Here is a 23,802-nt window from a genome sequence, read left to right on the forward strand (position 1 = left end):
TTAGCATACAAAATTATACCATTGCCAATACCAGATACTAAAGGATACAACCACCCCCAGTATTGCTGTTAGAAGATACCTTTTTCTGCGAGCAACTATATGCTTCCATTCTCTAATAAATACCGTGGTATATATGATTGGGAATACTGATAATATACTATTTAAGATACATTTCCACACAACTATACTTTTCGTTAATGTACCGCCATCTAATGGCTGAATTATATATTGATAGCATAGCACACCAACGATCATCATGACAATTAGATTTCCAGTTCTTAACCATTTTATTAGGTTTTCTTTGGAACTTCCTGTATTTTCTCTCTGCTTACTGGAATTCTGATTGTTGTAATTCTTTCTCTTGAATATTATAAAAATAATTCTTCCACTTATTAATTTAACGACAATTATTATAACACTTATGTATGCTAATATAATTGCTCCTACGCATAACAGTAATAAGATAATATTCATCCAGAACACAGCTGAGTTTGCCCTTTTATAATCCGAAGAAAACTGTTGTAGATAAGTTTCCCCTTTCTCATTCTGATATAGATACTGAATACCCTGCATTCCATTTCCATTATCAAATAAATACACCTGATCCGATATCTGTGTCAGCGTTCCATCACCGATACTTAACTTATAGCCGCCCTTTGCATTCGTCTTACTAATCGGGAATAAGCCTCCAGTATAATAACTATATTTGAAAAATCCCTTTTGTATTGACCGAGCACTTTGATAAATTCCATGAATATCTGTTGTTTTTGTTATAGCAAAATCTTTCCTATCCTTAAAACTACCATAGATCAGGGCTGGAATACCATAGCAAAATGCTGTTTCTCCCACTTCATTCGTCATAACAACAACGGTAAGTCCTGTCTTGTCATCGAACACAAGATTTGTTGAGCATCCACTTGTATTCCCTGCATGCCCCTTTACCTCAGTAGCATATTCCATCGTCCATAACCCATGGCAAACCCTCTCCATTCCAGATGTAGCACCAGGTTTGCCATAATATGAACTTGCCCTTAACATAGTGTTAAGGGTGTTTTCCTTTTTGAATAAAGGGCACTTTTTACTATCCGTTGTAAATGCCTTTGCAAAAGTTACGATATCACCCAATGTACCTGTAGCTGATCCAGCTGGATAGAGCAAAATGTAACGGATACAACTACCATAATCCTCTTTACTATCCTGTGTTATACTATAGCAATTTAACTTCTGCCTTTCCTCTTTAACCCAAGGGTTATCCGAACAATCGGGCAATACACTGGTATGTTTCATTCCAAGAGGTGCAAATATACGATCCCCAACATACTTTCCATAGCTAACACCAGATATTCTCTCCACAATATAAGCAGCAAGAGCGCTACCCCAATTAGAATATGCAGTAATCTCATTCGGACGATAGATCTGACTAGGTTCACTCTCATGTAAAGCTTTTTTTAGACTGACAATCTTACTCTTCTCTTTTACCTCAATATCATAAGTAGTTTCTTGCCAGCCCGCATTATGATTCATTAGATTCAGCATTGTAATTTTATCTGGATACTTACGCTTTGTTAAAAATCCATCTGGCAGATATTCTGAGATATCGGTATCAAAATCTAATTTACCCTCTTCATAGAGTTGCATTACACTTACCCATATTAATAGTTTTGATATCGATCCCCATTCATAAACTGTGTGATCATTCGTAACTGTTCCCTTTTTTCGATTAGACTGTCCATAGTATCCTTGATAAATTGTATTCTGACCATCGAGTACAGCCACAGAGCAGGCTGCAAGCCCATCCTCACGTTCTTTCATATATCCATTAATCTTCTGTCCAATATCACGATATGCAATTCCTGATGGTGTCTTCTTATCTACCTCGGATGCTAATACCCTAACATCCAATACACTCATTATCATTACACACATTAAAATGACTGTTAAAAATCTCTTCATATAAACCTCCGTAATCTCTATCTCACATTTATAAAAGTAATATACTAAAGATTACTTAACAGATTACATGCGAAACATTAACTGAACATTAAATTATGTGTTCATTATGCCAAGTATTGTTCTTTCAATTCTCTTGTAATTTTCCATACATTATCGCCATAATTACTAACAAGAGTAAAAACCCGATTACTTTTTGGTTGATATACTGAAATAAAGCTTACACCAGGATCGCACCCTTGAAAATATGGTGAGAAGGTTCCATCACTTTCCTTCTTTAACCATACTCCATATCCATAATATCCATCTTCGCCTTCACTATGTACTTTCAACATATCCGTTACCATTGCAGAAGAAATAAGTTCCCCAGACAAGAGCTTCTCCCAAAACTTTGATATATCACCTACTGTAGTAAACGCACCTCCAGCACCTGTTCCTTTGACATCTACGCTGTAGATATTAGTTCGGTAACTATTTCTCTCTTCCTCAAAGATATAGCTATTGGCGCACTTTGATGGTAATCTGTCCAGTTCATAGTATCCCGTAGAGAACATTTCATATTTGTCAAAGATATTCTCCTTTAAATAGACATCGAATGGCATTCCTGTAATAGCCTCTATTACCATTCCTAAGCATACATACCCTGTGTTATTATATTGAAAACGTGTACCTTTCGGATACATCATAGGTTTATCAATAAATAAAGGTAGTAAATCTTGATTCGTACGGATCTTGTAATTAGGATAGTCGATCCATAATTCTTCATATTCCTCCATAACGCTCTCGTCAAAATAGTCAGGTATTCCTGAGGTATGCGTTAGTAATTGTTCTACGGTAATATCAGGGTCAATCGCTTTTAGATCAATATCCAGTAGCTTTCCAATCGTATCAGTGAAGGAAAGCTTCCCTGCTTCAATCAATTGCAAGATTCCCGTTGCAACGAACACTTTTCCTGCAGACGCTGTGGCAAACTTTGTGTCTACTGTGTTGGGAATCTCGTTCGCCAAATCCGCATATCCAAAAGCCTTCTCTGCAACAATATTTTTGCCTTCTTTTATCTGAATACAACCTCTTAATTGAGTCTCTAAGTACTGTTCTAATTCCATGTTTTTTCTCCTTGTTTTCCCTACTTGTTTTATATATGCGCCTATTGTAGCTGCACCTATAAAGTTATCTTATTCCTCTTACAATACAACATTTATTTACACTCTTTTTACAAAAAAATATTCTGAAAATCCATCCTCCACACTTGTATAATTACCGGCTTGTTCGTAACCTAATGCTAGGTAGAACTCTCTCCCCTGCCAATCAAACGTATCAAGGCGTATCATATTAGCTCCTAATTCTCTTGCTCGCTTCTCAACCTCACCCATTAACTTTGTACCTAAGCCTAATCTACGGTATCTTTCATCTACATAGACTGTAGAGATATACAAAATCTTAAAGCTAGTCATGCAAGCATCTACACCAGCAATTAATTGGCCATCTTGTTTTATACCAATATGAATCGCACCCTCTATTTTATATTGAATATACGCTCGATCGTATTCGTCAAGCATGTCTTCTAGCTCTTCAACTTCTACTCTATTTAATTCTATAATATCCATACTCGTATCCATAGTTGATCTCCTATTAGATTATTTTTTTTTACAATTTAATCCCACTGCCCAGGCAATTTCAATTTCTCCATGTAAGGAAAATTCTTATCATATTCCTCCACCTTATCTGGATATAATTGTTCAAATACTTCTGACTCATAGAATTTTCCCTTTACATCAAAGAAAGCATCCGGCACAATCTCATACCCCATAAAGGCATCATAGTTTTTACCGTCTTTTGTCGTAATTCCAAAATGGTCACAAGTCTTGAATCCATGCTTTGGATAATAGAGAGGCTCACCAAATATCACAATTCCCTTATATCCCTTTTCTCTTGCTAATTTGATGGTTTCTCCTAATAATTTCCCACCGATTCCTTGATTTTGATAGTCTGGGTCCACACATAATGGACCGAAATTTAAGACATCAACCTTTTTATCTCCATCCATAATATAAGCTTTTGAATAGTAGATTCCTCCAACTATCTTTCCATCTACTTCTGCAACTCTACTAAGTTCCTCTATGTAGTCTTCGCTCTGTCTAAATAGATGAACAAGATAATGTTCATCACACCCTGGGTGATGAAGGTTCCAAAAAGCTCTCTTTGTCATATATTCAGCGTCAAAATAATCTTCTTTGTTTTCAGGTCTTATTATTATATTATTCATATTAACTCCTCCACTCACGTTCCAAATATTCTTCGTAACCAATTACTCTTTCATCTATTCTACGGTGATAGCTATAGGTGTAATTCTGAAAATGTTTTCCCCAGAAGCGTAGAGCTGTTGGGTTTAATGTCTCACAGTCTACGCCAAGATACTTAACACCTTCACTCTCACATACATTGCAGACAAAAGTTAGTAGATCTGTAGCTACATTATCGCCTCGGTGCTCTTCTTTTACAAAGGCTCCGCATATATTTTTCATAGAAGCAGATTCGGTGATAAAGTTTTCTGCTTCATCTTGAATTGACATAAAACCTATAATCTCATCATCTGCACATGCTGCAAATACTCTTATCTCTTCCTTAGCAAACCACTCCATATAGTTTCCAATGTAGGAAGGAAAATAGATTGGTGCTCCTAGCATATGTTTGGTTAATCCGAATTTTAAATCAAGAATTAATTTCTTTTCCTCGCTTTTAAGTTCCATAAATGATACATTCGGATTATAGTAATCTCTATTTTTACGGTCACTTAACTTCATAATAGCATCACTGCAACGTATTCCAAATCCGTTGAACACCAGAGATTTTCCTACTTCTTTGTCATTTGCGTATCGACTTAAAGCGAAGCTTGTAACTCCCTCTTCCTTTACCATCATCTCTGTTACAGCAGATAGCAACCTCGACGAAAGTTTTCCCCTATCCTTACCAGAAAATGCACTAGCACCCAGTGGTGAAAAGGCTCCCTTGCAATTGCCAAAGAATCCATCCCATGGGCCCTCAAAGACAAGATAACCAATTACTTTTCCATCTTCGATAGCCACTAATCCATACTTCTTCTCAAATAAATCTACAAGAAATTCTCTAAGCTGATTCGTAAAATCAATGTCCGGCAATTGATTCACTATATTACCTTCTAACTTATATTCCTCCAATGCTAACTCTAATGCCTCTTCCACATATTTTATTTCTGTCTTTTTTAATTCCATTTAACACTCTTCCCTTCGATTTTTCGTAACATCCTAGTATTTATTCAGCGCTATACACTCAATAAATTAAAGCAACTTTTAACAACAATCAAATCCTAATAGGTTAATGAAAAATGGGTATAAAAATACCACAGTAATAGCCCTTAATGCTATTCTCTGTGGTCTTCTACTTAAAAATAAGTACAAAAAAAACACATCCTATCATGTGTTTAACCAAGTTAAGCTATTCATAAGAGTCTAAATGTGGCATTCCAAGCAATCACTTAAATATGCCCAATATTCAATTAACCGATTACTACCTCACTTAATTTTAAATTCATCATATTTCTTGTTCTCCTTTCGAAATTGCTTAACGCATTATTTTGGAATATATTTCTTCCAATTAATTCAATAGTAACAGATATATTTTTCCAAGTCAACATAATTTTGAATAACCTCCCAATGTAATCCCAGGGTACTGAAAAAGTCCCTTATTGTAGTTTTCACCTGAATATCACTGTATCAATATGCGTGCTGCTTTTTGGATAAAGAAGTATAAGAGAATCTAAATGAAGAAGGAATCCTTCAAACATAATCAGATGGAGCGAACTCGCTGAAAAACGCTCAGACAGCACTCCCTCTGATTATTGAAGGATTACCTTCTTCATTAAGATTTTCTAATACTTCTTAAAACAAAAATACAGCACGCATGTTGATACAGTAATATTCATTATACTTTTTGAAAGGAACTTTTTCAGTAACCTGTGTAATCCCTGAGAGGCTATCCATTCTATCAATAGTCTGTTTTCAGAACGTCCCCTGACTTATTACTTGACCACCATCCTTGCCAGCTCCTGGTCCAAGTTCTATAATCCAATCGCAATTCTGAACAAATTGCTTATTATGTTCAATTGCAATTACTGTATTACCATTCTCAATTAGTTCAGATATTAATCCCAGTAGATGCTCAATGTCTGAATAATGCAATCCAGTTGTTGGTTCATCTAATAAATACAATACATTCTTCTTTCTTGTACTCATTAGTTGTTTTGCTAACTTTAATCTTGATGCTTCACCTCCAGAAAGCGTAGGTGTACTCTGTCCAATTTTTAGATAACCAAGCCCTACTTTTTTGACTATTTCAAGTTTTTGGGTTATATCACTTACCTCACTCCAGAAGTGCAATGCTTCGTCAATTGACATATTTAATATATCATCTATACTCTTATCATGATATTCTACTCCAAGAATTTTCTTCTGATATCTTTTACCACTGCATTCTAGGCACTCCATATAAGAATCCTCTAGATATTTTATTCTTACTCTTCCTTCACCCTTACAAGCTACACACTGTCCTAATTCTCCATTAAAACTAAAGTACTTCTCATCAAAGCCATATTCTATCGCTTGGCTCGATAACGCCATAGCTTCTCTAATATCATCCATAACACCAATATACGTTGCTATTACTGATTTTGATGTTTTCCCTATTGGTAATTGATCTACTAATATAACTTCTGAAAAATCATTTTCATGATTCGCTTTCTGATAGATCTCACCTTTCATTAGAGATGATTTTCCACTTCCACTGACTCCATTAATACAAGTAAAGGCCTTTTTAGGAAATTGAATCGTGATATTTTTTAAATTTCTATATTTTAATTGTTTCATCGTTATGAATGATAAATCATTTTGATTCTTTTTCATATATGGCGCCTTCTTTATAACTTCTGAATTCAGGTAACGACTAATCTGTGTATCCTTATTGTTTATCATGACTTCATAAGAACCTTCACCTACTAATAAGCCGCCTTGTTCGCCTGCGCCTGGTCCTATTTCTATTATATAATCCGCAGTTCGAATCATATCGTCATTATGCTCGACCATTATAATCGTATTTCCCTCATCCTTTAGGTACTGAATCATATCGGTTACTTTCGCATAGTCTTTTGGGTGTAACCCTTTGGATGGCTCATCAAATACATACAATATTCCTGTCATATGATTAAGCATAGCAGCTAATAATTTAACTCGCTGCCTTTCTCCGCCAGACAATGTACTTGTTTCTTGGCTCATTTGTATATATCCTAACCCTAGTCTTCTTGCTGATTCTGCAACCTCTTTTAAGGATTGAATAGCATGATTGATTTTTTTATAATCGTTTATACTAATCACTGTTACAAGTTGATCACAGAACCCAATCACTTCATCAAATGTCATTGCAGCTGCTGTTGGATATCTTAATTCCCCTATTGTTGCCATTCGACCTTCTTTATTTAATCTCTCTCCATTGCAGTGTTTACAAGAGACTTTGCTCATATATTGATTGATTGTCTTTGTATCGGTATTATCATCATATATACGCTTTATAATATTACATATCCCTTCTACTGGACGAGTAATTTCTCCCTTTCTCCCTAGTTTCTTATTATCATATGAGAATGTAACAATTTCATCCCCTGAACCATGTAGTATCTTGTCTCTAAAGTTATGAGATAACTCATTCCATGGCTTTTCCAGATCTTCTCCCATCTTATGGGCCAATCCAAATACTTGACCTTTCATCCAATTTGCATTCGGACTAGCTAGAAAATCTCTTAGTTTTCCGTAAAAGGAAGATGCACCATCTAATAAGGACACCTCTGGATGTTCGATGATCTTCTTCTCATCTATTTCTACATTTTCTCCAGTACCATTACATATTGGGCATCTACTTTCTGAATCTATATAGCTAAATGTCCTAGGCGTCATCTCAAACATTAATTTATCGCATCGATAACATTTTTGCTTGGTCTGTAACAAAATAAACTCATGATCTGGCAATTGGATATAAAAAGCCCCTTTTCCTCGCTCAAGCGCTAGGTTAACCTTTCTCTCAAGTGTTTCTTCTTCTATCGTTTGTTTCATCAGATCAAATATTTCAACATCCTTTATTCCACTTAGCAGATTCAATATATTTTCTTTGGTTAATGGTATTATTTCATTCCCACAGTCTGGACAATGACGTACTGCAACACTGGCATATATCATTCTTAAGTAATCATAGGCATTGGTATATGTTCCTACTGTTGACTGAGAATTTCCTCGAATCTCATTTTGTGATATAAGAACTGCTGGAATGCAACCCGTCATGTTCTCTACCTTTGGTTTTTGTAACATATTACGGTTATTATTTAGATATTCCATTCGTCTTCTGCACTCTGCATATATGGTATCATGGACAAGACTTGATTTTCCACTTCCACTCACTCCTACTACTGCAGTTATTTTTCCATAGGGAATCCTTACATCAATTCCTTTTAGGTTATTTTCTCTAGCACCCAATATATAGATTGAATCATTTTTCTTCTTTTTTGATGATACTGTAGGTATTTTAATATCATCCCTATTTTTTATGCTATATTTTATGTTATTCTTTATATTTGTATTTAATAATGAAACCAATCCACTATCCTTACACGTTACACGACATTCCTTTTCATCCATTTTCTTATCATCATACCACTTAGGCCAATGGCTCAACCATTCTGGCACCCTACATTCCAAGATACAATTGCTATCTTGTCTATACTCTAGGATACCGATACAAGGCGTTTTATCAAAGCTTTCTATTGCATTGATATAGATACGATTCTGTTCATGATCCACCTTTAGAATTCTAGCAACTGTCATAGCTAAAGGATTTGGCCTAACTGGGGATCTTGTTGCAAATACTCCTGTTCTGGGTGAATTTTCATATGGTGGATTGCATTCCGTTACTTTTCTATATATCTCAGAATCAAATTTATGAAACCACCATAAAATCTTAATATAGTTGCTGGTGATATCCATTTTGTCCGTTAGTTGGATATATACTTCTCCCTGTGTATTTCTAATGGTACCTTTTTGTTCTACCAGGTAGCTATTTAAGTCATCCACTTTTATTATTTCTATATTTGCACCGTTGGGTCTTATTTGATTTTTCAAAGAGGTGATATCATTACTGATTACATTTTGATCTGTTCCCTTTACGGAATCTTCGCATGGAAAATATGGCTTAATATCAATCACATCAAGTTTATCAACATTTTTTAATAACGCCTCCGTCAGAATAACTCCTTTTTTTATATCAACCGTTTGGATGTTAGCAATTCGTGTTTGTAGCCTCCAAATGCTATTCTCTAAGCTCGTATAAAATATATGGATATGACTAAACTTATCTAAATATTTCAATGCTTTCCTATAATCTTTTTTTATAGTAATACATGTATTTCCATCCTCATGTTGCATTGTTCCAATTGTATTCAAATGATACATATAACCGCCCCTTACCTTTCCTAAAATTATCCTCAATATATACCCTCACATCATGTGAGAGTCAAGAAAAAAAGAACAGAAATCTAATTTTTCTGTTCTTTCACTTCTCATTATATTTTAGTGGTATTTGCAATTCTGTTATATATTCCTCCGAGTTGGTAGTATGACACATAGACACATGGCATATCTGCCTGTTCTCTCCTGCCATACGATACTCTGGATGTTTCTCTAACCAAAATGCAAATTCTTTATATGCAATTGAAATATTACTATATGGTCCATATATCATAAAACAAGCTGCCATAGGAACTGCATCTACCTGTCGATATATTAAGTCTGAGCCAATATACTTTAATTCTTTCTCGGTAACAACACATACTTCTATATCCACATCCTGCTCCCTGTAATCAAGATCATGGTATATTGAAAAACTTGAATTAGAAGCTATACTTTCAATATCTTCTACACTCTCGGTCAGTTCTTTCCATAACATACCTTCCTGATAATAACTTGGCATTATTCTTCTCAATGATATCACGTGTTGCATCGGTATTTGTTTCATTATTATTTCGATATTTAACTTTTTGTCTTGATTGTGTAAATCTATAAGATAACCTTGCATTTGCATTAATCTATTCTGCTCAATTTTTATATTTTCCTGGGTCTTTTCAATCTGTTTCAAAAGATTTGTTAGCATCATTTCTGAATTCCATGATGCTAACATATTCTTCATTTCTTTTACGCCAAACCCTAGGTTTCTAAGTAGCACAATTCGATTAAGCATTTCGATTTGGTCTGCTGTATATAATCTATATCCATTCGATTTATCAACCAAACTTGGGTTTAATAAACCTTGCTCATCGTAATACCGTAGCATTCTAATAGATACCTGGGTTATTCTTGAGAATTCTCCTATTTTGAACATTATGGTCTATCCTTTTCTTTATCCTAAGATAATACGGCAAATAATATGAAATATTCTTTATATGCATATTACTTCCTGTTCTTTGAATTTTACAAATATGTCTCTAACGTATTTTTCAGTTCTACATTTGTTCCATATTGAAGTACATAATCTATGATTTCTTTTCTCTTCAACGCGCTTTTCACTAAATCAGAATCTAATACCGGAAGTACTTCAACTAAGCTCCTTTTGGTAGCTTGATTGATTGCTTTTAACATCTTGGTATCCCTTTGTTTTCTAAGCGCATCTTCTTTTGGATATCCCATTCCGAAGTCCCCTTTGAATAATTTCTCCATCGTACTTTGTAGATTAATCTCTCCTGCCCATCCGAAATTCAATCCTAGTGGGTAGGATACTGCGTTACCATTATTTATTCGACCAAATAAATAAGCATCTGCAGGATTCTCAACATATCCGCAGAGAACTCCTGGTAGGCTATTGCATGCAAGCATCATTCCTTGTCCTGAGGAGCATCCCGTCACTACAAAGTCAACAGCCTTGCTTTCAAGCAAAATACTTATCATAAGGGCAGTTTGAATATAAGAATAAGTAACATCTTCTTCTTTAAAAATTCCGAAATTAATTACTTCATACCCCTTACCTTCTATAGCCTTTGATACACTATCATACAATAATGGATTCTTATCTTTTTGTGAACTCGCTTGAATAATTGCTATTTTCATGTGGCATCCTTTCTTAATTTTGTATTTTCATTCTTTTATTTCAAAAGTGCGAAATCATATTCCAATTGATAGTCTCTAGTGTCCTTTTGGTATAATTCCTGGTTAATTTCTTTTGTTTCCTCACAACCAATTGAAATGTAAAAAGCTACTGTTTCTTCTGCTGAGCCAGCGCAAATATAGAATTTCTCTGCTCCCCACTTTTTAGCTTCCTCTGCTGCCATATAAAATAACTTTTTACCAATTCTCTTACCACGATATTCATTTGATATAAATAATTGATCAAGCAAGACATACTTATATTGTTCACCAAATATTTTACTGTTTACAGCACCAAAGCCAACTAAACGCTCGTTATCAAAGGCACCCAAAGCGATGCCACCCGATTTGATTGTCTCTGTTAGATCTTTTAAGTGATTTTCAAAGCCATTTGGAAAGTCTAGGTCGTTGTAATTAATATCTACTAATTGTCTATTTCCATCTATTTCTCGCCAAGCTCGGTTTATGTACTGAGAAGCATCTATTTCTCTAATACGTTTACATTCCTCTACTTCTAGTTTACGAAAAGTTATTGTATTCATCTGTCCTCCAAGTGGTTTGTTTTATAATGTCTAGTATTAGTCTATCATTTGAATTATCTATTTGTAAGCTACTAAAATAGTAGTATTTTCTATGCGAAATACTTTTTCAACTTTTTGAAACCCTGCATTCCTTAGCATTGCAATCTGATTATCGATTGTACATGGGGTATCGTAATGATAAAATTCATTTTCTAGAATATTCATCTCTTTCCTAATCCGAGTATTCTCAGAATAATAGAAGTCCTCTTCCTCTTGATTTTGAACCATATAGTCGCACTCAATATACACACCACTATCCATCAGAGAGTCAAGAATTCTTTTGTATAATCCAATTTTAGCTTCATGCGAAAAATGATGCATCGTCTGAAAAGATATTGCACAATCATATTGACCAATACCAAAATCAACATCAAAATAACTTCCACAAATCAAGCTTATGTTTTTATTACTATACTTTTCCTTTAGTTTATCAAGCATTGCTTGTGTAAGATCAATGCCAGTAACGTGAATGTCCGCGAATCTTTTGAAGATTCCATCTAGTTCCATCCCTGTCCCGCACCCCAAATCTAATAATTTTTTACAATCAAAAGGTATAAGTTCCGCTAATTTAATATATGCTTCTTTACAGCCTTCAACATTGGACAGCATATGTTCATCATATCCCTCCACTCGAGCTGCAAAAAATTCATTCATTCTCTCCATTATAATCTCCATTCCGCTAAAAATAGCATTTATTATTATTTCAAACTGGCTCCTTTTTCTTATGTATGTGATAAAGTAGGAATTCTTACGTGTTCCTTCTCCAGGGTTTCTAAGAGTTCTCCTTTTATAAACCACGTAGTATCTTCCGTCTTAATTTCTTCTATCTCAAATCCTTCTTTTGATAATGGAGTAAATCCAAGAATAACCTTTTTAATGTCTTTCCCAAAGGCAGCAATAATCTCCTCCATATCAACTTCTATCGGAGAAAAGATCTGGTGTATATATAATACCCCATCATTAACTTCAGCAATTATATACGCATCCTGACTATCTACTTTATAAACATTGTTGCACATAAACTTTGTAACATAGAACATAACTAACTCTAGGTTATTCTCAAGCCACAAGTCATTCTGAATGCAACTAGCTTTAATTGCATCCTCAAAAGCTAACCATTGTTCTTTTCCTTGCATTGGTATACTTCTAGCCATCACCTGGACTTCAGTTTCATTAATGATTTCATTATTTATTTCTTTGAAATATTCATATTGAATAGCTTTTCTATAACCAAACTTAGGGTAGAATTCTAACACACTATCATTAGCAAATAGAAAATATCCATCTACTTTATCCTTATAGTCAAGTTCAATTTCTTTTATTAGTTCGCGAATTAATCCTTGTTGTCTATAGGAATTGTCTGTCATAACAGTACCTAATTGAATAAAATTCATGACTTTTTCCTTGTTTATAAACTTCATTGGACTTATAGAAACATTAGCTACTACCCTTTCTCCATCCACTATGGAATAAGCAATATAGTTATTACTCCAATAGCCATTTTGGTACCAATCCTCGAAATCCCAACCCCATGTAGACAGAGTTAACATATTAAAACTTTTTCTAATTGCATCATTTTTCTGATAGGCTTTTATCATTCTATATTTTTCATTCATATGATTTCTCTCTTTCAACTTCATTTTACTTTATTAATTCATAAATTTAATACTACCTCTATTACTGCATCAATTCTTACATATAATCATGTGACTTTTAGCCCTTATTTAGATTTGCAATTCATGTTACCTCAATTATTCATCTATTACTACCTCAATCTCTTTTCTAAAATAATTTGAGGTAATCAATAAACTGAACATTTCTTCTTTATTTATATAAATAACTGCATAGCATATTTTTATTAATATAAGATTCATACACTTAACTTGTATCACATTATACCAAATGTCTCCTACTTTTTACAGAATTATTTCCACCTACTTCCATGTTGATTGTCACATAGAAAATGACAGAACAAAGAGTTTGCAATGCAAACTCTCGCGCCAAGCGCGGTCGCACCAGCGACCTCTTCCTTTCGCGCTTGTGTGCATCCTGCACGGAGTGCTTTTTAATTCATAGGAAATTCGAAGAAGTTTCCTATGAATTAAAAAAAGCCCCGACACTTAGCGTGTCAGAGGCGTATCTTCAGATCTTATCTTGATTTGTTCTTTATTAATTTGTTCTTTCGTCCATGCATTTCTATATTTTTCTATATATAGTTCATGCACCTTTTAGCTGTTTTTAGGTTTATGAATATACCTTTATAATTTTTTCAATCGAATACTGAATTCAACACCATTTTCCTTATTTTCAACTGAACATAATCCATGATGTTGATCAATAATACTTTTTACAATATATAATCCAAGACCAACATTTTTTTGATTCTCATCTAATTTCTTTGATTTGCTTTGCTGATAATAATCTAGCCAAATCTTATCGATGTTTGTCTCATCAATTTGATTTCCTTCATTATATACCGATAACACAATATCATCTTCTTTTGAATATAACTTCACTCTTATCTGATGCCCCTTTTTAGTATGCTCATAGGCATTTAGGAGGTAATTATTAATCGCTTTCTCGAGATACTTCCCATTTGCCATCGTTAGGCATCCTTCTTCGATTGAAGTGACGCATTGGATCTGTTTCTGAAGAAATAGTGCACCATATTTTAAGATTAATTTTTTCGTTAGTTCCGTTATATTCGTTTCTGACATTTCCATCTGCCCCAGTCCATTTTCTACAAAGGAGACTTCTAACATATCACTAATCATCCGTCCCATTTTCTCTGTTTCTTCTTGAATGGAACTATAATAATAATCTTTATTTACTTTGCCATCCATCTCCATAATAAGTTCGACTTGACTCGATATAATAGCCAGAGGAGTCTTTAGTTCGTGAGACATATTATTTACAAACTCTTTTCGCATATCATTCATCTCCGTCATATTACAATTTTCCTCAAGCAAGATATAATTGTAATTTTCTAAATCATTGATATACCCCTGCATCTGCTCTGACATCCGATTAATACTCTTTGACAGGCTTCCAATCTCGCCATAATATTTATCTTCTTCGATTCTCTCTGAAAAATCCTTTTGTGATATTTTATTTGCAATATTATCAATTTTCTTAATTGGCTTTGTAATCTTATCTGTTAGATAAAAGATTAAGATTCCTCCAATTAAAACGGATATCACTAAGATCAGAATGAAGAACTTTTCCGTATATTCCATCTCATTTTTTAACTGACTTGTAAATTTATATAGATACACATAATACTTGGTTCCATTCTGTTCCATAATTCCATATAAATTAATCTGCTGCCTCTGATTATAGGTGGCCTTTGGTTGGCGAGTGAACTGGCCACGTTTTCGCTCAATTCTTCGGTAGTAAGCTTTTCTTATCTCTTTTTCTTCATGCCCCTCAAATGTTGAATATACAATATCAATGTCATCATTTATCGTAGCCACCACAAATCGGAACCCTGTTTCTTCATATTCATCGATTGCATCTGTATTATCTTTCGCTAACTTTCCAAGATTAACTTTATCAAGATTCTGGTATATCTTATCCATCTTAATTCGGTCACAATTAATATAGTAATCTTTACCAAATAATATAAAAAGTAACGCTACACCACCAACAATGGACATGAGAAAAACACTCTGAATCACAATAAATCTAGTTCTAATCGAATTCCATCTCATCTTCTACACCTCAAATCGATATCCAACGCCATAGATTGACTTGATGTAGGGATATTGATCGGTGAGTTTTGATCTTAATTGCTTTACTATAGTGTCCACTGTCCTGTTTTCTCCTTCATAATCGTATCCCCATACTGCATTAAGAATCTGTTCTCTGGTTAACACTAAGTTAATATTATCCACAAAGTAAGACAGCAGTTCAAATTCCTTCGGAGTCGTTAAGATGATCTGATTCTCTAATAAAGCTTGTTGAGAGTCTGCTATAATCTTCAATTCACCAGCTTTTTTTACTGCATCACTACTTTTTCCAACTCTTTTTAGGATGGCCTTTATCTGAGCCTTTAGTAAACTGAGTTTAAAGGGCTTTGTCATATAAGTATCTGCACCTTTGTCAAATGCATATAACTGATCTTCTTCTTTACTTTTTGCTGTTAACATAATGACTGGAACCTCTGAGGTCCTTCTTAATTCATCAAGTACTTCATAGCCATTTAACTCTGGCATCATCACATCCAATATTACTAACTCTATTGTCGTATTATGTTCACAATATACTTCTAACGCTTCTCTTCCATTTATCGCAGTCATTACTTCATAACCACTTAATTTCAAATATTCATTTATTGTCGTCCTTAATTTCACATCATCTTCTACTAATAATATTACATTTTTTCCATTTCTCATAATTATAACCTCATAATTGATATTTTGAAGCTTTGCATAATATTAGTATGAATGACAAATATGACAATTTTATGACATTACTTCTTTACTTTTATGAAACTACCAATTGCCATGCCTACGCACATCCCTATACTCATGCCAATTGGCCCCTTATTGAATAAATATTGCCCAACTGCAAGCCCGATTGATAACCCAATTAACATACCAAACAGCATATACGTATCCTCCGTTTCCTTGATATGAATTGTATTTTGGTCATCATTACATTCTGGACAGGCTTTAATGTTCTTCTCATCGTTATTATTTTCATTATTTACACTAACACTTTTCATACCAATTACCACCTTTCCTTTTTTGCTTTCTCTAATTGGGCTTTCTTTAATGAAATTGCTATCATATTATAAGCAAAGAATATAATAGCACTTGTAAAGGCTACTATTCCTACACCTGCTACAATCTTTAGAAAGGAAGCATCTCTTGCTATCATGTGAAAGCATGCTATTATTCCATTGATTTCAAAAAAGCTACAGATTGCTAAAAATACCGTGTATTTCTTCCACAACATATTAAATAGTCCTATTTTTGATTCTGGATCTGTATATATTTTCTCATCATTGTTATCGCTCTTCTTACAAAAATAATACCACTTTCCTCCTAGCGCATTCCAAGGAACTACTTCTTCCCAACCAGAATCCTGATACAATTGATGATAATCTTCAGTATCATTTTTCGTCTCAACGTAATCAAGCTGATAAATATATTCTTCTGGTTCACATTGTTCAAATTCATACATCGTCGGAACCCCTGAATATAGAGCGATGAATTTCCAGCCTTGTGCTCTCATATCACTTAAGAATATTTCTTCCTCCTCATATTGGTGTACCAGAAATGTCTTTCTAACATATTTTCTATTATTCATAATTCTATTTTTCATGATTCAATGCCTCCATTCCATTCTGATATAATTCTTCCAATCTCTTAATTTCTATCTGCAACACTTCTTTACCTTCATCCGTTATCTGGTAATACTTTCTTTTATCCTCTTCCCTAGTCGTAATAATCATCTTTCCTTTTTCTAATTTACCTAACGTTCCGTATATGGTGCCTGCACCTATATTGATTCGATTTGAAGTAATGCTTGCTACATACTGCATAATGCCATAGCCATGCCTCTCTTCTAATAAAGATAGTAAAATGTAATACGCTGTTTCACTCATGGGGCTAAAATTATTCTCCATTCCTATCATCTCCCTATTATTATATGCTCTATATATCGCGTCGTGATATATCTCTTCTTGATATATTTATATCACGACGTGATATAAGTGTCAAGATAAAGATTTAGAAAAAAAGAAAAACCTTCAGTTCATAAAACTAAAGATTTTCCAATATGTAAAACTATTCTATTGACTAAATTGTAATTAAACTATTACTAACCTGTTACCGCATTATTTTCTATATATTGAGAGAAACATAATATCAACTAGGCTTCTAGGCTAAACCGCTTCTCCGATAAGCATATACAAACAAACCTAGCATTATTACTAGATTCACAATAATTACAATTACGCTTTCACTTTTTATCTGTAGATTCCCTATATCATTCATAAGAAGATTAATCTGCTCAGAATAGATAACTGTACCAAATTTCTTAATTGTACTATTAAAAGTAGACAACATAGGTAGGAAGGAAAATATGATCATAACCGGTACCGTGATTGAAGTAGCTGTCATCTGATTTTTGCTCCATGTTCCAATTGCTGCACCGATCAGTGTCGATATCATAATCCCAATAGCCATAATCAGAAGAAATTGCAAGATACTAGCACCTTTATAATCACCTGTAATTGCAAATACAATCGAACCTAGCATACAGATTAACCATATATAACTTCCTACACCGATAAGATATTCTGCTGGCTTAACATTGGACATCAATAATACTCTAAGCGTATTCTTCTCTTTCTCTTCTGCAATAATTTCTGCCATACAAGTAATTGGAGCCATTGCTAAATACATACTTGCAAAAAGAATTATAAAGTAGTTTTCTGGCATTCCATCTATTTTCACTGCATTTTTCATAATGACACCCATCGCTGGAAACATAATGAACTGAATAAAAACAGCCTTATTTTTGAACGTGTCTTTAATCTGTTTCTGGAAAATAGCTAATGTTTTTCTCATACTCATCTATGAAAAACTCCTTCCTGTCAATTCGATAAATACAGTTTCCAAATTAGGCTCTGTAGAATGAATTGTCTCTATTATATGGCTCTTTAAATAATTGCTAATCAGTTCAATTGATGTTTCATCATTTTCTAATTTTACGGTTTCACCTGTGTGTAGCAATATTTTTATTTTATTCTGATAATTATATTTCCTGCATATTTCTTTTGGATTCCCGTATTCTACGATCTTTCCTTCATGTAGAAGTGCAACATTATTACAAAGCTTCGTAGCTTCCTCCATATTGTGTGTTGTTAGAAATATCGTTGTTCCCTTTTCTCTCTCAGACACGATCAGATTATGAATCTCTGATGCAGTACTAGGATCTAAACCACTCGTTGGTTCATCTAGAAATAATATCTTTGGCTCATTGATCAGAGCTCTAGCCAAGACTAATCGTTGTTTCATTCCTTTTGAAAGTTTCATGACAGTAGTTTTCTTATCTTCTAACAATCCAACTTTGGCAAGTACACTTTCTATCCTGTCTTTTGAAATATTATATATTTTCGTAAATAAATTCAGATTATCATAGCAGGATAACCTCTCATACAATCCTACATTATCTAGAACCATACCTAGATTCGAATATGTATTCTGATCCAACTCTCTCGTATCTATCCCCATCAGCGTTGCAATTCCATCTGATTGCTTTAACTGCCTCGTCAGTATTTTGATTAAGGTTGTTTTTCCTGCGCCAGAAGGTCCTAGTAATCCAAAGATTTCACCACGTTTAATATTAAGATTAATATCTTTTAGCACTACTTTATCTCCAAAATCTTTAGAGATATTTTGCATCTCAATGCAATTTTCCATACACTATTCCACCTTTTCTGTTTTTTCCTTCTCTCCTATTACTCCTTACAATTTTCTTGGTTTTAAATAATAATAAGCTTAGTTCTAAGTAGTATTCATGTTATACAATTAGTTATAAATAGTAATCACATTTACGCTAAGATCTATGAATTCCAATATATCAAATATTCCATATTTTGTAAATGTATCATTATGAAGTGTACGTTTCGTTTTCTTCTACTTTAGCAATGATACTAACTCTATTAATCAAAATAACCCTCAAACACACGGTTGAGGGTTATAAAATATATTAAAGCATAATGTTCTACAAACTACTATATTATCTTTTACTAATTATCTATTAGCTATTATAAGGATTGCAAGAAGTAATCCCATAACAACCGTTCCAATTGTTGCTACTACATTAATAAATCTATAAACTTTACTTCTATTATTAAATAACTTTATTAAGACTTTGATTATTAAGAGGCCTATGATACCGCCTAACGTATTATTTATAATATCCGTAATATCAGAAGCTCCTAAAGCAAATATATACTGTAATACTTCGCACATCAAACTGACAAGAAAAGATATGATAACCTTATGAAACGTTGACCATCTAGAAAATATCATCTCTACATAGATACCTAAAGGTATGAAAATAATTATATTCATAATTATTTCTGAATAATTAACTTGTCCGTTTACAATCATGGATTCATGAAACGGAATGAAGTTAATATTTCTAAACTGTCCTACCTGACTAAATGGTAATTCTAATTTGAAGACAATAATTTCAAATATAGCGATTAAATATATGATAAATAAAATAATGGTTAACTTATTGATACGATTGAATTCATTCATGGACTCTATTCTCCTTCTTCTTTTACTCACATAACATGTTATCCGTTCATAGTATTCAGAACTATAACCAAAACAACAATCTCTATCCTTCAACTACTGGAAATGAAATCTCCACCTGGAACCTTCCATTATTATAATAGGCCTCAATAGTTCCACCTAATCGTTTCGTAATCTCTTTAGCTATTGCTAGACCTAATCCTGTCGTCTTCTTATTTCTAGACTGATCTTTCGTGTAAAAACGATCAAATATGTAATCTAAATCTTCACTCGTCATAGGTTCACTACCATTTGAAAAAACAATAGTATAACAATCTCCAGATTCCTGAACTTCAAAATGATATTCCCCATTGCCATGTACAATTGCATTAAATAAGATATTGGAAAATATTCTTTTTAGTCCTTGTTCATCTCCACGTATAATGCAAGGCCCCTCAGGTAATTGAACCGTTGGTTCTTGCCCCTTATTATTAAAATCATCATAATACATAGTAAGTGTATCAATTAATACCTTTTTTGCGTCGATAGACACATGTTCATAATGAATCTCGCCTGACTCTATACGTACATACTCAAATAACTGTTCCAGTAGTATCTTAACCATATTCTGTCGCTCTAGGATTATTGTTGTATACTCCTGTCGTTCTTCATCTGTAATACTTTCCTGGAGCATTTGAACATATCCGCCAGCTGTTGTCAACGGAGTCCGCAAATCATGTGATATGTTGGTTATTGTCTTTCTAAAATTTCTATTTAATCGATTAATCTGAATACGGGATTGTCTAATATCTCTCACCATATTATTTATAATATTCACCAGATCCGCTATATCACTTTGCTTTGCTACGACTGTTAGGAGGCTATTGGTATCTGTTATATTCATGATTTCCTCTAACTGCTTTGTAATATTCTTGATATTGATACGAAAATATATGTGATATATCATTATTATGAGCAATATAAGTAATAATACAAATGTTGCAATCATCCAAACATTATCCATCTTAGCTCCTAACTGACGCCTTCCATCCATTTCCATTGGCGCCTTTTTGTTATACGCAAACTTCTATCTGCTTTCTCAAGTTATAACTAATCTACATCTCTTACCGCGAATAGTAAAGTGGAACCTATCATAGTAGCAATTCCAATGATCAAAAATACCATGGAACACGTTATAACGTCCTCAGGTTTTGCATTTAAATCAATAATTGTCTTACGCATATTGGAAAGACTGTATGTTAGAAAAATATCATTTTTGGTTATTAATGTTGCTGCCTGTGCAATTATGTTTCCACATAAAATAAGTAAAACCGAAATGGCAATTGTAATACCACTATTTTTAAATAAATAAGAGAAGAAAGTACCTATTCCCGAAACACCCCAAAACATACAAATCATTCCAAGGTTCATTCGAATAAAAGCGTTCATATCAATATCTCCAAGTTGACATAATATAGTACTAGATAACAAGTTAATTAATCCATACGTGATTAATATGACTGTAACTACAGAAGAGATAGCAATATACTGACCAAGGACTAATTTCCATCTAGCAATACCATGACAAGCCATCTGTCGTATGCTTCCATTGGCATACTCTGCGGTAATAAGACATGCTGCAAAGATAACAATGATATAAAAGACAATATCTGCATTATAGGATCCTTGATAGCCATTTATTCCTGACATTTCTTCAAGCAACTTAGCAGTAACTGTACTGGTTTTTTTCACATATATTAAAGCTATCATTTGAATAACGTTAATTGATAATAAAATAATTGATATCACATATAAGATCTTACTTCGAAATATTTTATAACATTCACTTGTTATCACATTCATCATTACATTTCTCCTCCCATCATCTTTACAAAATATGCTTCGATATCTTGTCCATCAAGAGCAACTCTAGATACAAGGACATCGTTGCTTATTAATTCTTTATTAATTTGTGCTGGGATGTCTAAGCAATCATAAATGCAGATCTTACCATGATCAAATACTTTAAAATTAGTACTTTGAATTTTATTTTTTAGGATGTAGGTTGCCTTTTCAGTATCATTTACCTCTAGGGAAAGACATTTTTTACAACGATGTTCTAATTCAGTAGCTGCAAATTCATCCACCATCACACCGTTCTCAATCACTCCATATTTTGTTGCAATCTTAGCAAGCTCTCCTAGTATATGAGAGGAAATCAATATAGTAATCTCATTTTCACTATTCAGTTTCTGTATTAATTCTCTGATTTCTTTAATACCAGACGGATCTAAACCATTGATTGGTTCGTCCAGAATAAGAAAATCTGGATTACTCAGTAATGAAATTGCAATGGATAGACGTTGCTTCATACCAAGTGAAAAGTTCTTGGTTTTCTTTCTCCCTGTATTATGTAGCCCTACTAGATCAAGAACTTCATTCACATTATGATTATCTGTAATGCCTAATAACTTGTTATAATAGATTAGATTCTGTCTAGCGGTCATTCCAGGATAAAGGGCTGGTTGCTCAATTACACATCCGATTCTTTTCCTACTCCTATTTAAATCTTTACTTTCAAATAGTGTGATTTCACCCTGACTCGGACGAATGAGCCCACTCGCTATTTTCATTAGTGTAGTCTTTCCTGCACCATTTCTTCCAATAAAGCCATAGATATCGCCTTTTTCAACATTCATATTGACCTTATTTAAGGCTAATTGCTTTCCATATCTTTTGGTTAAATTATTCGTTTGTAATACCATACTCATATCTTTTTACCTCTTACTTTCCGTCATTCAACTATTCATTCATTCTAATATACATTCACACTAGCTCCCATCTGTCGCCTTTGGCGACGTACAAATCAGGGGTGTGAAACACTTTATTTCACACTAATCTCCATGTCTCCGCCTAGCTCCCAGGCCTATATTCACCGTGTAAAATCACTCTTTATTTCACGCTACCTCTTCATCATAAAGGATAGGTATCAAATTAGAATTTAGAATTTATTAAGAAAGTATCAAGATAATTGCTTTATATTTAATATTGTTCTTCTTAGCTTATTAACTATTGATTAATGATCCTGCATTTTATACCCGATTCCCCATACTGTCTTGATATAAGTTTCTCCATGCTTCAATTTATTACGTAAGTTACTAACATGTACTGTAACTGCTCTCTCATCGATTACATATTCTTCTGACCACACACTCTCAAAGATATTCTGCTTGGTAAATACCTTCTTGGGATTACTCATTAGTAATTCTAAGATATTATATTCCTTGACTGTTAACTCTATTTGCTCGTCCTCTATCGTTACCATATGATTATCGCAATCCATAACCAGATCTTTATATTGCAATCTATTCTTATTATTATCAATTGCTGTACTCTTACTTGTTCTTCTTAATACCGCACCAATGCGTACAATTAATTCTTCATTGTTGAATGGCTTCGTTATATAATCGTCTGCTCCATCTCGAATCATTCCTAGTCTCGTGTCTATATCATCTTTGGCCGATACGCATATAATTGGAATATGTAATTGCTCCGTAATCTTTCCTAATATCTCTTCTCCACTTAACCCTGGTAACATTAGATCTAGCAATATGAGATCAAAAGTTTCTTTTTCCAATATTAAAAGAGCTTCCGTGCCAGAAAATGCGGATACCGCTTCATACTGATTTTTTTTTAATAATGTTTGTACCATTTTATTGATTTGTAGATCATCTTCAACGATTAATATCTTGCTCATTCTTCTCAGTCCTTCTATCAAAAATTATTATAAAATGACCTATATCT

Annotated in this window: 24 protein-coding genes; all 24 read right to left on the minus strand. The window is 33.6% G+C overall.

Annotated features, from left to right (window positions below; all coding sequences use genetic code 11):
* The 24 genes from bsdtb5_RS19985 to bsdtb5_RS20100 all read right to left on the minus strand — a co-directional run bounded on the left by bsdtb5_RS19985 (nt 1) and on the right by bsdtb5_RS20100 (nt 23,755).
* Nucleotides 1-1,953, minus strand: coding sequence for a serine hydrolase domain-containing protein (locus bsdtb5_RS19985; RefSeq protein WP_271713713.1), 1,953 nt, complete (start codon nt 1,951-1,953; stop codon nt 1-3).
* A 104-nt stretch (nt 1,954-2,057) separates the two neighbouring features.
* Entirely contained in the window at nt 2,058-3,056 is a 999-nt protein-coding gene (locus tag bsdtb5_RS19990) for a serine hydrolase domain-containing protein (RefSeq protein WP_271713714.1), read from the minus strand.
* A 96-nt stretch (nt 3,057-3,152) separates the two neighbouring features.
* Nucleotides 3,153-3,569, minus strand: a complete 417-nt coding sequence (locus tag bsdtb5_RS19995) for a GNAT family N-acetyltransferase (RefSeq protein ID WP_271713715.1) — start codon at nt 3,567-3,569, stop codon at nt 3,153-3,155.
* A 35-nt stretch (nt 3,570-3,604) separates the two neighbouring features.
* Nucleotides 3,605-4,216 (minus strand): GNAT family N-acetyltransferase, encoded by a 612-nt coding sequence (locus bsdtb5_RS20000; protein ID WP_271713716.1) that lies wholly within the window; start codon nt 4,214-4,216, stop codon nt 3,605-3,607.
* A gap of 1 nt (nt 4,217) precedes the next feature.
* Nucleotides 4,218-5,201, minus strand: coding sequence for a GNAT family N-acetyltransferase (locus bsdtb5_RS20005; RefSeq protein WP_271713717.1), 984 nt, complete (start codon nt 5,199-5,201; stop codon nt 4,218-4,220).
* Nucleotides 5,202-5,485: 284 nt separating this feature from the next.
* The gene (locus bsdtb5_RS20010) at nt 5,486-5,623 is read right to left on the minus strand and encodes a hypothetical protein (RefSeq protein ID WP_271713718.1); all 138 of its coding nucleotides are present in this window, start codon (nt 5,621-5,623) and stop codon (nt 5,486-5,488) included.
* 364 nt (nt 5,624-5,987) lie between these two features.
* On the minus strand, nt 5,988-9,476 hold the full coding sequence (locus tag bsdtb5_RS20015) for a TrmO family methyltransferase domain-containing protein (protein ID WP_271713719.1): 3,489 nt from the start codon (nt 9,474-9,476) through the stop codon (nt 5,988-5,990).
* Nucleotides 9,477-9,576: 100 nt separating this feature from the next.
* Complete coding sequence (locus tag bsdtb5_RS20020; protein WP_271713720.1) at nt 9,577-10,401, minus strand: MerR family transcriptional regulator; 825 nt, start codon at nt 10,399-10,401, stop codon at nt 9,577-9,579.
* A gap of 89 nt (nt 10,402-10,490) precedes the next feature.
* Nucleotides 10,491-11,123: an RpiB/LacA/LacB family sugar-phosphate isomerase gene (locus bsdtb5_RS20025; RefSeq protein ID WP_271713721.1), complete on the minus strand. Its 633-nt coding sequence runs from the start codon at nt 11,121-11,123 to the stop codon at nt 10,491-10,493.
* A 35-nt stretch (nt 11,124-11,158) separates the two neighbouring features.
* Nucleotides 11,159-11,701, minus strand: a complete 543-nt coding sequence (locus bsdtb5_RS20030) for a GNAT family N-acetyltransferase (RefSeq protein ID WP_271713722.1) — start codon at nt 11,699-11,701, stop codon at nt 11,159-11,161.
* Between the two features lie 57 nt (nt 11,702-11,758).
* The gene (locus tag bsdtb5_RS20035; RefSeq protein WP_330611809.1) at nt 11,759-12,403 is read right to left on the minus strand and encodes a class I SAM-dependent methyltransferase; all 645 of its coding nucleotides are present in this window, start codon (nt 12,401-12,403) and stop codon (nt 11,759-11,761) included.
* A gap of 59 nt (nt 12,404-12,462) precedes the next feature.
* Entirely contained in the window at nt 12,463-13,356 is an 894-nt protein-coding gene (locus bsdtb5_RS20040; RefSeq protein WP_271713723.1) for a GNAT family N-acetyltransferase, read from the minus strand.
* Nucleotides 13,357-13,998: 642 nt separating this feature from the next.
* Nucleotides 13,999-15,450, minus strand: coding sequence for a HAMP domain-containing sensor histidine kinase (locus tag bsdtb5_RS20045; RefSeq protein WP_271713724.1), 1,452 nt, complete (start codon nt 15,448-15,450; stop codon nt 13,999-14,001).
* A 3-nt stretch (nt 15,451-15,453) separates the two neighbouring features.
* Nucleotides 15,454-16,134 carry a response regulator transcription factor gene (locus bsdtb5_RS20050; protein ID WP_271713725.1) on the minus strand — a complete coding sequence of 227 codons (681 nt, stop codon included), beginning with the start codon at nt 16,132-16,134 and terminating at the stop codon, nt 15,454-15,456.
* A gap of 77 nt (nt 16,135-16,211) precedes the next feature.
* Entirely contained in the window at nt 16,212-16,466 is a 255-nt protein-coding gene (locus bsdtb5_RS20055; RefSeq protein WP_271713726.1) for a hypothetical protein, read from the minus strand.
* A 5-nt stretch (nt 16,467-16,471) separates the two neighbouring features.
* Entirely contained in the window at nt 16,472-17,068 is a 597-nt protein-coding gene (locus bsdtb5_RS20060) for a DUF2812 domain-containing protein (protein WP_271713727.1), read from the minus strand.
* Nucleotides 17,058-17,372 carry a PadR family transcriptional regulator gene (locus tag bsdtb5_RS20065; RefSeq protein ID WP_271713728.1) on the minus strand — a complete coding sequence of 105 codons (315 nt, stop codon included), beginning with the start codon at nt 17,370-17,372 and terminating at the stop codon, nt 17,058-17,060. The genes bsdtb5_RS20060 and bsdtb5_RS20065 overlap by 11 nt, the downstream gene beginning before the upstream one ends.
* A 253-nt stretch (nt 17,373-17,625) precedes the next feature.
* Entirely contained in the window at nt 17,626-18,324 is a 699-nt protein-coding gene (locus tag bsdtb5_RS20070) for an ABC transporter permease (protein ID WP_271713729.1), read from the minus strand.
* Nucleotides 18,325-19,173 carry an ABC transporter ATP-binding protein gene (locus tag bsdtb5_RS20075; RefSeq protein ID WP_271713730.1) on the minus strand — a complete coding sequence of 283 codons (849 nt, stop codon included), beginning with the start codon at nt 19,171-19,173 and terminating at the stop codon, nt 18,325-18,327.
* A gap of 333 nt (nt 19,174-19,506) precedes the next feature.
* A complete protein-coding gene (locus bsdtb5_RS20080) occupies nt 19,507-20,022 on the minus strand; it encodes a VanZ family protein (protein WP_271713731.1) in 516 nt (171 codons plus the stop codon).
* Between the two features lie 82 nt (nt 20,023-20,104).
* On the minus strand, nt 20,105-21,052 hold the full coding sequence (locus bsdtb5_RS20085) for a sensor histidine kinase (RefSeq protein WP_271713732.1): 948 nt from the start codon (nt 21,050-21,052) through the stop codon (nt 20,105-20,107).
* Between the two features lie 56 nt (nt 21,053-21,108).
* Nucleotides 21,109-21,864 carry an ABC transporter permease gene (locus bsdtb5_RS20090; protein WP_271713733.1) on the minus strand — a complete coding sequence of 252 codons (756 nt, stop codon included), beginning with the start codon at nt 21,862-21,864 and terminating at the stop codon, nt 21,109-21,111.
* Nucleotides 21,864-22,769, minus strand: a complete 906-nt coding sequence (locus bsdtb5_RS20095; protein WP_271713734.1) for an ABC transporter ATP-binding protein — start codon at nt 22,767-22,769, stop codon at nt 21,864-21,866. Before bsdtb5_RS20095 ends, bsdtb5_RS20090 begins: the two co-directional genes overlap by 1 nt.
* A 305-nt stretch (nt 22,770-23,074) precedes the next feature.
* Complete coding sequence (locus tag bsdtb5_RS20100) at nt 23,075-23,755, minus strand: response regulator transcription factor (RefSeq protein WP_271713735.1); 681 nt, start codon at nt 23,753-23,755, stop codon at nt 23,075-23,077.
* Nucleotides 23,756-23,802: the final 47 nt, after the last annotated feature.

It is taken from the genome of Anaeromicropila herbilytica (assembly GCF_016591975.1).
GTDB lineage: Bacteria > Bacillota > Clostridia > Lachnospirales > Lachnospiraceae > Anaeromicropila > Anaeromicropila herbilytica.